Here is a 13,091-nt window from a genome sequence, read left to right as displayed (position 1 = left end):
CGGCCGAAGGTTGTCGGCATCAACCCGCGTACCACGAGGTGGGGGCACAGCAACGCCATGGCACAGGGCACGGTCCAGGTGACGCACACCGGTACATCGAGGTGGCGGCGCCGCACGGGTGAGTACGCGTCGCTCGCCGCCGCCCTGGAGGCCGCGGCCGACGGGGACGTGCTCACCGTCGCCCCCGGCACCTACCGGGAGAACCTCGTCGTCCAGCGGGCGGTGACCCTGCGCGGCCCCGAGGGCTCCCCCGGCTCGGTACGGATCGCCCCGCTGGACGGGGTGCCGCTGACCGTGCGGGCCTCCGCCGTGGTGCAGGACCTGCACGTGGAGGGCCAGGACGCGGCCGCTCCCGCCCTGCTCGTCGAGGAGGGCACGCCCGAGCTGACGGACGTACGGATCGTCACGCGCTCCGCGGCCGGCATCGAGGTGCGCGGCGGCGCCCGGCCCACCGTGCGGCGCTGCACGGTCGACAACCCGGCCGGTGTCGGTATCGCCGTACTCGACGGCGGGGGCGGGGTGTTCGAGGAGTGCGAGGTCGTCTCCGCCGGCCAGTCGGGCGTCTCGGTCCGCGGCGGCGGGCATCCGCGCCTGGAGCGCTGCCGGATCCACCACGCCTCGGGCTCGGGCCTGGCGGCGACCGGGGAGAACTCCGCGCTGGAAGCGGTGGGTTGTGAGATCTACGAGGTCCGGGGCAGCGGCGTCCAGGTCACCGGCCGCGCCACCGCGCACCTCACGGACTGCGATGTGCACCGCACCACCGGGGACGGCGTCACGCTCGACACGGACGCGGTGCTGACCCTGGCCGACTGCCGCATCCACGACATCCCGGAGAACGCGGTCGACCTGCGCTCCCGCTCGGTGCTCACGCTGACCCGCACGACGGTCCGTCAGTTCGGGCGCAACGGCCTGTCGGTGTGGGACCCGGGCACGCGCGTGGACGCCAACCAGTGCGAGATCTTCGACAGCACCGGCGACTACCCGGCCGTCTGGGTCAGCGACGGCGCCACCGCCGTACTGGACTCCTGCCGGGTGCACGACGTGCCGGACGCGCTGTTCGTGCTGGACCGCGGCTCGCGCGCGGACGTCGTCGACAGTGACATCTCGCAGGTGCGCAACACGGCCGTGTCGGTGAGCGACGGCGCCACCGCGCAGCTCGACGACTGCCGGATCCGGGACGCGGCGACGGGTGCCTGGTTCCGTGACCACGGCAGCGGCGGCACGCTCAACAACTGCACGGTGGACGGCACGCAGACCGGCGTGATCGTCACCAAGGGCGCCGACCCCACCATCGAACGCTGCACGGTCGACTCGCCGGCCGAGGCGGGCTTCTACGTGTCCGCGGGCGGGCGCGGCAGCTTCCTCAACTGCCGGGTGACGGGCAGCGGCGGCTACGGCTTCCACGTGATAGACGGCTGTCGGGCGACGCTCCGCAAGTGCCGCACGGAGCGCTGCGCGCGCGGTGGGTACGAGTTCGCGGACGCGGGCCCTGACGCCGGCGCCGGCACGGGTCCCGTCGTGGAGGACTGCACCAGCGACGAGAGCGCGAGCCTGCGGGAGACGGCCGTGGAGGGCGCGGGTCAGTCCGCCGGGCTGCTCGGCGCGATCCCCGGGCAGCGGGCCGCCGAGCAGGAGCCCCTGGTCACCGCCACCGAGCCGGAGCAGCCGGCGCGGACTTCGCAGTCCGTGATGGGTGAACTGGACGCGCTGGTGGGCCTGGAGAGCGTCAAGCGCGAGGTGCGGGCGCTCACCGACATGATCGAGGTCGGCCGGCGCCGCCAGCAGGCGGGCCTCAAGGCGGCCTCGGTCAAGCGCCACCTGGTCTTCACCGGCTCCCCCGGCACCGGCAAGACGACGGTCGCCCGGCTGTACGGCGAGATCCTGGCCTCCCTCGGTGTGCTGGAGAAGGGGCATCTGGTCGAGGTGTCCCGCGTCGACCTGGTCGGCGAGCACATCGGCTCGACGGCGATCCGCACCCAGGAGGCCTTCGACCGGGCGCGCGGCGGTGTGCTGTTCATCGACGAGGCCTACGCGCTGTCTCCGGAGGACTCGGGCCGGGACTTCGGCCGGGAGGCCATCGACACGCTGGTGAAGCTGATGGAGGACCACCGGGACGCCGTCGTGGTGATCGTCGCGGGCTACACGGCGGAGATGGAGCGGTTCCTCTCGGTCAACCCCGGTGTGGCGTCGCGCTTCTCCCGGACCATCACCTTCGGCGACTACGGGCCCGAGGAGCTGCTGCGGATCGTGGAGCAGCAGACCGAGGAGCACGAGTACCGGCTGGCACCGGGCGCCTCGGACGCGCTCCTGAAGTACTTCACGGACATCCCGAAGGGCCCGGCGTTCGGCAACGGCCGTACCGCCCGCCAGACCTTCGAGGGCATGGTCGAGCGGCACGCGAGCCGGGTCGCCCAGTTCGCCGAGCCCAGCACGGACGACCTGACCCTCCTCTACGCCGAGGACCTGCCCGAGTCGGCCTGAGCCGGCGCCCCGGCCTCGGGGCGCGGGGTCGGCAGGTCGGGCCTGAGCCGGGCCAGCAGCCGCTCCCGCTCCTCGGCGAAGGCCGGGTCGGCCTGGTAGTCGGAGTGGCCCAGGACGGGCGCGGGCAGCGGGTGCAGCGCGGTGCGGCCGTAGCCGAGCGGGTCCTTGAGCGGGCCGCGGTCCACCGCGGGGCCGCAGTCGCCGGGCAGTCCGACCGGGCCGCCGATGGGGTCGGTGAGCCGGTAGAGGTTGCGCCAGCAGTCGACGTCCCGGTGCAGGGAGCCGAGCGCGGCCGGCCCGAAGTGGGCCGGGAACCAGCGGCCGTAGAGGCGCTCCAGCGGTGAGCCGTACGTCAGCAGGGCGACCCGCTTGCGGACGGCGGGCTTGAGCTGCCAGGCCGCCGCGGCGGCGAGCACGCTGCCCTGCGAGTGCCCGGACAGGACGAGCCGGCCGCCGGTGGCGCGGGTCCAGGTCGCCATCCGCCAGGTCAGGTCGGGCACCGCGCGCTCCGCGTAGCAGGGCGGGGCGAAGGGGTGGGCGGCGCGCGGCCAGAAGGTGCCGACGTCCCACAGGATGCCGATGGTGCGCCGCGCGGAGGCGTCCTTGTAGGCGCGCCGGCCCCAGGTGACGAAGAGTATGAAGCCGAGTCCGATCAGCCAGGAGCCGAGTGCCTGGGCGGTCTGCGCGGCGCCGTGCACGAACGCGTGCGCGGGCAGTGCGGCCTGGGCCGGTGCCTTGTCGGTGGTGAACGCGCCGACCAGGGCGCCCGCGCCGAGGAGCAGGGTCGTGGTGGAGACGACGGCCACGAGCAGGGGGCCGCGGTCGGTGAGCGTGGCCATCGCGCGCGTGGTGGCGATCTTGCGGGTGCGCGCGGTGTCCTTGGGCTCCCCCGCGTAGTCGAGTTCGATGGTGCCCATCGCGGCGCGGCGCAGCAGCCAGGCCCGCCGGCCGAGGCCGCCGCAGAGCACCAGCAGGACGAGGATCAGTACGGGGATCGCGGACGCCTGCCAGGTCAGCAGGACCGGCGGTCCCGCGATGGAGGTGCCGGTGCCGTCCAGCCAGTCGGAGACCCGCTGGGAGACCCCGCCGGACATCACGCCGCCGAGGGCGCAGGCGAGCATCGCGACGGCGGGTCCGCCCAGGCCGCGCATGGCGGCGCGCGGGTCGGGGCGCGTGCGGTGCAGCACGCGTGCGACGACGGCCAGCGCTATCACCAGCCCGCCCTGGACCAGCGTGATGGTGCCGAAGGTGGTGTCCCCGGGCAGGCGGCCGGCGGAGGCCCATCCGGGGCGCTCCCAGCCGGCGTAGACGGCGGAGAGCACGAGCAGGGCGAGCGCGCCGAGCGGCAGGCGCCGTACCAAGTGCTTGTCGAGGCGCCGGTCGATGAAGTTCTCGCTGCGGCCGCGGCGGCAGACCACCCACACCACGCCGACGGCGGTGGCCAGGATCGCGGCGACGAGGAAGCGGCCCAGCGTGTCGAGGAGCGTGGAGCCGCCGGGCTCACGGTCGAAGCGGGCTGCGGTCGTGGCGAGCGCGGCGGCGACGGTCAGCAGCCCGGCCGCGGTGTGCGCGGCGCGGAGCCGGGCCACCAGGCGGCGGCCGTACCAGAAGCCGGGCCGGCCCAGGGCCGTGCCGTCGGTGTCCTCCTCGGGCTCGGCCTTGCGGGAGATCGGCTGCTGGGACTCGTAGGCGCTCCAGGTTCGCCGGGAGAGGTACCAGAGCAGGCAGGTGAGCGCGGCGGGGACGACGGCCGCGAGGGCGAGGCGGCGGCCGGGGTCGCTCCACCAGCCGTGGTGCGAGGCCGCGGGCGACAGGAAGCCCAGCCAGGAATGGCGCTCGGCGCACGCGTGCGTGCCCGCGCACTGCCAGGCGGCGAGGTCGAGCGCGACCTCACAGGCCGCGGCGACCAGCAGGACCGTCAGGGTCAGTCCGATCAGCCGCACGAGCAGCCCGTACAGGCGTACCGCCCGTCGGTGGCCCTGCGCGCCGGGGCGCATCCAGTGCGCGAGGTTGACGACCATGAACGGCAGTAACAGGAGCCACAGGGCGCGGGCGCTGTTGCCCGAGGTGAGGTTGCACCAGACGTAGGCCTCCGGCACCGGCTGGCCGCGCCGGTCGTCGGGGCGGTTCTCCGCGTCGACGTCCTCGGCGCGCCGGAAGACGGCCGCCGTGTCGTCACCGCTGATCCGTACCGTGCGCGGATCGTCGAGCATCTTCTCGGGCGTGGTGCCGCCCACGCCGTGGACCAGGAGTTCCAGGGCCGTGCCGGTTTCCTCCGGCTGTGCGCCGGGGCGCTCGGGCCCACCGGTCGCAGGGCGTTCCTGTACGCGTTCCTCTGCACGTTGCACTGTTCGCACTTCCCCCGTGACGCGCCATCTGCTGTTGTCCGTGCGGGCCATAAGGATGGCCGTTTTCGGCCTCCCCTACACCTCCTGTCACTGAATCTCCCCGATTCCTGTCACTGAATCTCCCCGATCCGTGCGACAAGGGAGGAACTCGTGGGCCGCCAGTGACATGTGCGCGACGGGCGACCGGTGGCGCCGGTGACCGCGACCCGTGCGAGGATGGGACGCCCACGCACCGGGGCCGGGGAGAACGTCGTGGTCGGAGCGGGTGCGCGGGGCGTGTCGGACGGCTTGAGGCGAAAGGACCGGAGCGTACGTGAGTGAGAATCAGAACCTCCTCGCGGAGCAGCGGCGCGCCCTGATCCTGGACGAGGTTCGGCGTCGGGGCGGGGTTCGGGTCAACGAGCTGACGCGGAAGCTCGGCGTGTCGGACATGACGGTCCGCCGCGATCTCGACGCGCTCGCCCGCCAAGGTGTGCTGGAGAAGGTGCACGGCGGCGCGGTGCCCGTCGTGGAGGCGAGTACGCACGAGCCCGGTTTCGAGGCCAAGTCCGGCCTGGAGCTGTCGGCCAAGGAGGACATCGCGCGCTCGGCGGCCCAGCTGGTGGCGCCGGGTACGGCGATAGCGCTGTCGGGCGGTACGACGACGTACGCGCTGGCGCATCAGCTGCTGGACGTGCCGGACCTCACCGTGGTCACCAACTCGGTGCGGGTCGCCGATGTCTTCCATGCGGCGCAGCGCACCTCGGGCCCCCGGCAGGGTGCGGCCACGGTGGTGCTGACCGGCGGAGTGCGCACGCCCTCCGACTCGTTGGTGGGTCCGGTCGCCGACCAGGCGATCGCGGCGCTCCACTTCGACGTGCTGTTCCTCGGTGTGCACGGGATATCGGTCGAGGCCGGTCTGTCGACGCCGAACCTCGCGGAGGCGGAGACCAACCGGCGGCTCGTGCAGTCGGCACGGCGGGTCGTGGTGGTCGCCGACCACACCAAGTGGGGCGTGGTGGGCCTGAGTTCGTTCGCCGCGCTGGAGCAGGTCGACACGCTGGTGACGGACGCCGGGCTGCCGGGCTCCGCGCGCGCGGAGATCTCCGAGCATCTGCGGCGGCTGATGGTGGCGGGCGAGCCGGAGGACTGATCCGGCCGGGGCCCATGCCGGCGGGCTCCGCCGGGCGGGTCCCGGGCGGTGCAGACATCTGACGGACCGCCAGCTATCGTGACGCTGCCCGGTCAACCACCCTGCGCCGCCAAGGGGGTTCTCGTCCATGGCTCGTCAACTGCGCCCCGAGGGGCTCGACTTCGTCGAGACCGCGCCCGTACGTCTCGTCTTCGCCCGGGAGATGTCCGCCTCCCCCGAGGCGGTGCACCGCGCCCTCGCCGAGGACGTGCCGGGGTGGGCGGAGTGGTTCCCGGGTGTGAAACGGGCCCGGCTGCTCGGCGACGGCACCCGGCGCGAGGTGTGGCTCACCGGCGGCGGGCACTTCGAGGAGACGATCCTCGCGTCCAAGGAGCCGGACGTGTACGCCTACCGCGTCGACGCGGGCAACGCGCCGGGCCTGCGGGCGCTCGTCGAGGAGTGGCGGCTGCTGCCGTCCGGTACCGGCACGCGCGCGCAGTGGACTTTCGCCGCGGACGGGTCTGCTCCACTGCGGCTGGTCATGAAGGGATCGCGGGCGGCGCTCGGGCGCGCTTTCCGGGGCGCGGTCACCTCACTGGACCGACGGCTCTCCGCCTAGGCCCTCGGCGGACCAGACACCCGTCTCCAGGAGCGAGTCGATCGCCGTCGTGTACGGCTCGATGTCCATGCCCTGCTGGGCCAGCCACGCGTCCGAGTAGTACTTGTCCAGGTAGCGGTCGCCCGGGTCGCACAACAGCGTCACCACGCTCCCCTGGCGGCCCTCGGCCACCATCTCGGCGACGATCTTCAGCGCGCTCCACAGACCGGTGCCGGTCGAGCCGCCCGCCTTGCGGCCGATGGCCCGCTCCAGGGCGCGCACGGCGGCGACGCTGGCCGCGTCCGGGACCTTCATCATCCGGTCGATCGCGCCGGGCACGAAGCTCGGTTCCATCCTGGGGCGGCCGATGCCCTCGATACGGGAGCCGCAGTCGCAGGTGACGTCCGGATCGCCGGTGGTCCAGCCCTCGAAGAAACAGGAGTTCTCCGGGTCGGCCACGCAGATGCGCGTATCGCGCTGGGTGTAGTGGACGTAGCGCGCGATGGTCGCGGAGGTGCCGCCCGTGCCGGCCGTGGCCACGATCCAAGCGGGCTCCGGGAACCGCTCCCACTCCAGCTGGCGGAACATGGATTCGGCGATGTTGTTGTTGCCACGCCAGTCCGTGGCCCGTTCCGCGTAGGTGAACTGGTCCATGTAGTGGCCGCCGCTCTCGGCCGCGAGGCGGGCGGATTCCTCGTACATTTTGCGCGAGTCGTCCACGAAGTGGCACTGCCCGCCGTGGAATTCGATGAGACGGCACTTCTCGGCGCTCGTCGTGCGGGGCATGACGGCGATGAAGGGGACGCCGATCAGCCCCGCGAAGTACGCCTCGGAGACGGCCGTGGAGCCACTGGACGCCTCGATCACCGGGCGGCCCGGCCGGATCCAGCCGTTGCACAGCCCGTACAGGAAGAGCGAGCGGGCGAGGCGGTGCTTGAGGCTGCCGGTGATGTGGGTCGACTCGTCCTTCAGGTACAGGTCGATGCCCCACTTCTCGGGCAGCGGGAAGCGGAGCAGGTGGGTGTCGGCCGAGCGGTTGGCATCCGCCTGGACCTTGCGTACGGCCTCTTTCAGCCAGGCGCGGTAGGCGGCGTCGCTGTGGTCGACGTCGAGGGTCACGCCGGTCCGGGTCTGCTGTGGGGTGGTCACGGCGGGGCTCCTTCTGCTTCGCGCCGGCGACGCCTCGCGTGGCCGGCACATCGATCATATGCACCTTCCACACGCTTCTCACCTGCATAAACACTCCTTTGGGCAGCCCAAAGGCAGCCCTGGGGCGGGACGGCACCCATCGAGGCACCCGCCACGGGGCGCATTCGCGCGAGTGCTCCGGGTGCCGGGCTCGGGGTGTCCAGGCGTACTGGTGCTCGACGCCGGGCGCGGGCAGACTTCACCGGAGGGGGCGCACACTGGATCACGAGACGAGCTGGATCACGAGACGAGCTGGATCACGAGACGAGCTGGATCACGAGACCGGCCGGATCAAGAGCCGCGCAGGTTCACGGTCCGGCGCATCGGACGCACACGAGGGGGCGGAGCGGCATGGCGGAGCCCGAGTTCACGGCCAAGGGCGTGGGGATAGGGAAACGGCTGCGCTCGCTCACCCGGGCCGGACAGGTCCGGATCAGCGACGGCCGGCTGGAGTTGCTCACCAGCTACGGCAGCGAGATCGACAGCGCGCCGGTGCAGGCGGTTCGCGCCTCCAAGCCGTGGTTCGCGCCGGACGGCCGGGCGCTCGCGGATCTGAACGGCAAGCGGTACCTGCTGACCCTCGGCGACCACGACCCCGCCCCCGGGGAGCCGGGGCCGCCCGCGGCCCGCCGGTTCATCGAGGCCGTGCGCAAGGCCGCGCGGCGCGGCGGCTGACCGGTTCGACGGACAGCCGGCCGACCTCCGTAGAGCGGGTGGCCCATCGCGAGTTGCGGTACCGCACCCCCTGCGTCACGCTGGTCTCACGTCACTCTGGGTTTACCGGCGATAACGCTGCGAACCAGCCCGCCGGACACGCCAGCAGGCGGCCGTTTTTGCCGGGGCCCCTGCTGGATCCGAACTCCGTGTTCTTCCGGACCATCTCAGTCGGGGAGTCGCAGCCGTGATCAGTCACCCAAGCAGGCACTGCACGGTGGAGCTCCATGCCCTGCCGTCGCGGATCGGCCAGGTCCGCAGAATCGTATCGGCGCAGTTGCGCTACTGGCATCTGGATCCCTTGATAGACCACGCCGCGCTCGGCGTGACGGAGTTGTTGACCAACGTCCACCGGCACGCGCAGCCCGACAAGCTGTGCACGGTGGAGATCGAGCTGCTGCTCGACCGGCTCACGGTCTCCGTGCACGATCACGATCCCCGCCTTCCCGAGGTACGGGACGTGGACCCCTCCTCCACCAGCGGGCGCGGGCTCGCCATGGTGGCCGCGGTGAGCGAGAGCTGGGGGGTGCGGGCGGACGGCGAGTCGGGCAAGGTCGTCTGGTTCACCCTGCCCGCCGCGCAGCCGCCGCCCGCCACGCCCGCGCGTATGCCGCGGCGGGTGAGCGAGAAGCCGGCCCAACGCTTCGCGGACGTCGAACACGGGGTCGATGTCCGGCGGGCGGCGCATGCCGCCGCCCGGTCCGCCGTGGCGGGGTGAGCGGAGGAGCCGGTCGCTCCTCCGCTCACCCCGTGGGTCCCCCGGGCTCCTGCGCTCACTCGGCAGGCTCTCCCGGGCTCCCCCGTTCACTCGGGCTCCCCGCTCGCCCGGCTGGCTCTCCCGGGCTGCCCCGCTCGGTCACTCCGTTGCGATCGCCCGCAGTACGTCCAGGCGGGCCGCCCGTCGGGCCGGGCGCCAGCCTGCCAGGGCACCGGCCGCCAGGCCCACCAGGGCCACGATCAGCAGCTGCACGGGCGGGATCGCGAAGGCGAAGGCGCTGTCGCTCGCGCCGTCCGAGGCCTCGACCAGGACCCAGCCGAGGAAGCCGCCGAGGGCGAGGCCGCCGACCGTGCCGAAGGCCGCCACGAGGACCGACTCCCAGCGGACCATGGCCCGCAGTTGGGACCGGGTCTGGCCGACGGCGCGCAACAGGCCCAGTTCTCGGGTGCGTTCGTGGATCGCCAGGGTCAGTGTGTTGGCGATGCCCAGGAGCGCGATGAGGACCGCGAGGGCCAGCAGGGCGTAGACCAGGGTGAGCATCATGTCGATGCCGCCTGCCGAGGACTGCGCGTACTCGGCGCGGGTCTGCACCTCCGGGTTGCCGTAGGCATCCGCGACCTTCTGCACGGCCGCCTTGCCCGCGTCCGTGCTCACGCCGTCCTTGAAGGAGACCGCGACCAGGGTGTCGGAGTCCTGGGTACGGTGCGGGGCCCAGGCGGCGCGGGTGATGACGTAGTCGCCGGCGAGTTCCGACCGGCCGTAGACCGCGCGGACCGTGAAGGTCTCCTTCTTGCCGTCGGTGAAGGTGAGTCGGGCCTTGTCGCCGGTGGTGAGGTGCTGCTTCTCGGCCTCGCTCCTGGTGATGGCGATGCCGTCGGTACCGAGGGCGCTCATCGAGCCGTCCACCCTGCCGAGGTCGAAGGTGCGTTGCAAGGCGGTCGGGTCGGCGACCGTCAACGCCCTGCCCTTGCCGTCGACTTCGGCGACTCCGCGGCCCAGGCCCACGGCCGTGTCGACCTCGGGCAGTCGCTGGACCGCTCCCGCCAGGCGCGGGCTGAGTCCGCTGCCACCGGCGCCGAACGACGGTGTGCTCACGGCCACGTCGCCCGCGAAGGAACGGGACACGGTCTGGTCCATGGTGGCCTTCAGCGAGGCCCCGAAGACGGTGAACAGGGCGACCACCGCCACGCCGATCATCAGGGCACTCGCGGTCGCGGCCGTCCGCTTGGGGCTGCGCAGCGCGTTGCGCCGGGCGAGTCCGCCGGTGACCCCGCGCAGCCTGTCCAGGGGGCTGCCCAGGACGCGTACGGCCGTCGAGGAGGCGACCGGGCCGAGGACCACGAAGGCGACCAGGGCGAGTACGGCGCCAAGTCCCGCCAGCCACAAGGACGGTGAGACCAGGACGCCGGTCAGCGTCACGGCGATCGCCAGGGCGGCCAGGCCCGCGCCGACGACGGCCCGCGTGCGGGAGGCGCCGGAGGAGTCGACGGCCGTCTCGCGCAGGGCCGCCAGCGGGGCGGTGCGTCCGGCGCGGGCGGCGGGCAGGAGCGCGGAGCCCAGGCAGACCACGATGCCCACGGCGAGCGGCAGCGCCATGGACAGCGCGCTGATCACCAAGTCGCCCTTGGGGAACGGGAATCCGATCGCCGGGAACAGTGCCTGAAGTCCGGCCGCGATACCGATGCCGCCCGCAAGCCCGGCGAGCGAGGCGGTCACGGCCACGACGGTCGCCTCGACCAGGGTGGCCGCGGTGACCTGGCGGCGCGAGGCGCCGAGGGCCCGCAACAGGGCGTTCTCGCGGGTGCGTTGGGCGACGACGATCGCGAAGGTGTTGTGGATGGAGAAGGTCGCGACGAGCAGGGCGATGCCGGAGAACACCAGCAGGAAGGTGGTGAAGATGGTCAGGAACTGGCTGGAGATCATGTCGGTGTTCTCCTGCGCCGACTCCTGGCCGGTGATGGCTTCAACTCCCTTGGGCAGTACGGGCGTCAGCCGGTCGACAAGTTCCTTCTCGCTCACTCCGGGGCCGGCCCGCACCTGGATGCTCGACGCCTCGCCGGGCCTGGCCGTGAGGTACTTCTCGGCGTCGGCGCGGGTCATGCCGGTGAACGTCACCTGGGCCATGCCGTCCTCGCCGCCGAAGGTCGCGAGCCCGACGATCCGCACCTGGACCGGGTCCGGGGTACGCAGGGTGGTCGTGTCGCCGATCTTCAGGTCGCCCTTGTCGGCGGCACCGCGGTTGACGACGACCTCGCCGGACTTCGACGGGGCGCGGCCTTCGGCGAGTTGGTACGGGTTGAGCTTCGGGTCGGTGATCCAGTTGCCGGCGAGGGTGGGCGGGCCCTGGCCGCCGATGGGCTTGCCGTTCTTGCCGACGAGCTGGCCGGCGCCCTGGATCTCGGGCTCTGCGGAGGCGACACCGGGCACCTTCGCGAGGCTGTCGGCGAGGTCCGTGGCGACCGGCTGGCGTACGCCCTGGCTCTCTCCCGATGTGGTGATGGCGTCGGCGCTGCGGACGACGGCGTCCGTGCCGCTGGTCGCGTTGCCGAACATGGTGTCGAAGCTGGCGCGCAGGGTGTCGCCCATGACGAGGGTGCCGGCCAGGAAGGCGACGCCGAGGAACACGGCGAGGAAGGTGCCGGCGAAGCGCCGCTTGTGGGCACGCAGCGAGGACACGCTCAGGCGGACCGAGGCGTTCATGACGGCACCTCGAAGGCTTTCATACGGTCCAGGACCTTGTCGGCGGTCGGGGCTTCCATCCGGTCCACCAGGCGCCCGTCGGCGAGGAAGACGACCTCGTCGGCGTGGGCGGCGGCGACCGGGTCGTGGGTGACCATGACGACCGCGCGGGAGGTCTGGCGCGCGGTGCGGCCGAGCAGGCCCAGGACCTCGCCGCCCGCGCGGGAGTCGAGATTGCCGGTCGGCTCGTCGGCGAAGACGACATCGGGCCGGCCGGCGAACGCCCGTGCCACGGCGACGCGTTGCTGCTGGCCGCCGGAGAGTTCGGAGGGCCGGTGGTGGAGGCGGTCGCGCAGGCCGACGACGTCGATCAGCGCGTCGAGCCACTCCGTGTCGCCCTTGCCGGCGCCCGCGAGGTCGAGGGGCAGTCTGATGTTCTCCTCGACGGTGAGCGTGGGCACCAGGTTGAAGGCCTGGAACACGAAGCCGACGCGGTCGCGGCGCAGGAGGGTGAGGCGGCGGTCGTCCAGCGTGCCCAGGTCGGTGTCGCCGATCCAGGCGGCGCCGGAGGTGAGCGTGTCGAGGCCGGCCGCGCAGTGCATGAGCGTGGACTTGCCGGAGCCCGAGGGCCCCATGATCGCGGTGAAGCGGCCGACCGGGAAGTCGACGCTCACCCCGTCCAGGGCCCTCACCTCGGTGTCGCCGCGGCCGTACACCTTCACGGCCTCGACGACCCGGGCGGCCGTCCGCGTGGCGGTCGCGGTGGTCATGCGGCACCGCCCTTGCCCGCCGTGCGGCCGAACTGCTCGTCCAGGACGGACAGCCGGCGCCAGTACTCGTCCTCGCCGATCTCACCGGACGCGAAGCGCCGGCCCAGCACGGCGAGGGGCGAGTCGCCCGAGGGGCGCGCATCCTCGAACGCGCGCCACGGTCCGCGCCGGCCACGCCAGACGGTCCGGCGCAGCAGGGTGACGACGCCGACCACGACGGCCGCCCAGATCAGCGGGAAGAACAGGATCCACGGGCCGGGACCGCCGCCGTTCCAGTTCGCGAGAGTCTGCATGTCGATTCATCTCCTTGGAGAGTCTTGGAAAGCCTCAGCGAGGTTCGTTGTCCCAAAGGGGCTTCCGGTGATGAATCGAGACTGGCCGCGAGGAGGGGTCCGGGTCGTCGTACGGCCAGCGGCAGTGCGCGTACCTCCCGGGGAGTACGCGGGTTCGTTCCAGCTGCTCCCACAACCCTGGAATTCTGTAA

10 protein-coding genes are annotated in these 13,091 nt (G+C 72.6%); 5 read left to right on the top strand and 5 right to left on the bottom strand.

Translation table 11 applies throughout. From position 1 onward, the window contains the following. Window positions 1–57 precede the first annotated feature (57 nt). Complete coding sequence (locus ACIP6U_RS28020) at window positions 58–2,481, top strand: right-handed parallel beta-helix repeat-containing protein (RefSeq protein WP_401723181.1); 2,424 nt, start codon at window positions 58–60, stop codon at window positions 2,479–2,481. Here ACIP6U_RS28020 and ACIP6U_RS28015 read toward each other — a convergent pair. Then, window positions 2,451–4,829 carry a hypothetical protein gene (locus ACIP6U_RS28015; RefSeq protein WP_401723179.1) on the bottom strand — a complete coding sequence of 793 codons (2,379 nt, stop codon included), beginning with the start codon at window positions 4,827–4,829 and terminating at the stop codon, window positions 2,451–2,453. The genes ACIP6U_RS28020 and ACIP6U_RS28015 overlap by 31 nt on opposite strands. A gap of 313 nt (window positions 4,830–5,142) precedes the next feature. Between ACIP6U_RS28015 and ACIP6U_RS28010 the strand changes: the two genes are divergently transcribed. Then, window positions 5,143–5,961, top strand: a complete 819-nt coding sequence (locus ACIP6U_RS28010; RefSeq protein WP_124001150.1) for a DeoR/GlpR family DNA-binding transcription regulator — start codon at window positions 5,143–5,145, stop codon at window positions 5,959–5,961. 127 nt (window positions 5,962–6,088) lie between these two features. Then, on the top strand, window positions 6,089–6,559 hold the full coding sequence (locus ACIP6U_RS28005; RefSeq protein ID WP_401723176.1) for an SRPBCC family protein: 471 nt from the start codon (window positions 6,089–6,091) through the stop codon (window positions 6,557–6,559). Here ACIP6U_RS28005 and ACIP6U_RS28000 read toward each other — a convergent pair. Then, on the bottom strand, window positions 6,533–7,687 hold the full coding sequence (locus ACIP6U_RS28000) for a PLP-dependent cysteine synthase family protein (protein ID WP_401723173.1): 1,155 nt from the start codon (window positions 7,685–7,687) through the stop codon (window positions 6,533–6,535). The two genes, ACIP6U_RS28005 and ACIP6U_RS28000, sit on opposite strands and share 27 nt — an antisense overlap. A 390-nt stretch (window positions 7,688–8,077) precedes the next feature. Between ACIP6U_RS28000 and ACIP6U_RS27995 the strand changes: the two genes are divergently transcribed. Then, on the top strand, window positions 8,078–8,401 hold the full coding sequence (locus ACIP6U_RS27995; protein WP_280879887.1) for a hypothetical protein: 324 nt from the start codon (window positions 8,078–8,080) through the stop codon (window positions 8,399–8,401). Window positions 8,402–8,627: 226 nt separating this feature from the next. Continuing rightward, entirely contained in the window at window positions 8,628–9,158 is a 531-nt protein-coding gene (locus tag ACIP6U_RS27990) for an ATP-binding protein (protein WP_401723170.1), read from the top strand. A gap of 138 nt (window positions 9,159–9,296) precedes the next feature. On the opposite strand, the gene ACIP6U_RS27985 is transcribed toward ACIP6U_RS27990, so the two are convergent. From ACIP6U_RS27985 to ACIP6U_RS27975, 3 genes are read right to left on the bottom strand one after another with little or no spacing between them, the layout of a single operon-like run. Further along, window positions 9,297–11,858, bottom strand: a complete 2,562-nt coding sequence (locus tag ACIP6U_RS27985) for an ABC transporter permease (RefSeq protein ID WP_401723167.1) — start codon at window positions 11,856–11,858, stop codon at window positions 9,297–9,299. After that, on the bottom strand, window positions 11,855–12,607 hold the full coding sequence (locus ACIP6U_RS27980; protein WP_401723165.1) for an ABC transporter ATP-binding protein: 753 nt from the start codon (window positions 12,605–12,607) through the stop codon (window positions 11,855–11,857). The genes ACIP6U_RS27985 and ACIP6U_RS27980 overlap by 4 nt, the downstream gene beginning before the upstream one ends. Then, on the bottom strand, window positions 12,604–12,900 hold the full coding sequence (locus ACIP6U_RS27975) for an SHOCT domain-containing protein (RefSeq protein WP_401723163.1): 297 nt from the start codon (window positions 12,898–12,900) through the stop codon (window positions 12,604–12,606). The genes ACIP6U_RS27980 and ACIP6U_RS27975 overlap by 4 nt, the downstream gene beginning before the upstream one ends. Window positions 12,901–13,091: the final 191 nt, after the last annotated feature.

Origin of the sequence: Streptomyces sp. NPDC088794, from assembly GCF_044750545.1 — a bacterium.
Lineage (GTDB): Bacteria > Actinomycetota > Actinomycetes > Streptomycetales > Streptomycetaceae > Streptomyces.
Note: the sequence above shows the minus strand (reverse complement) of the source record. Positions and strands in the feature narration are given on the sequence as shown.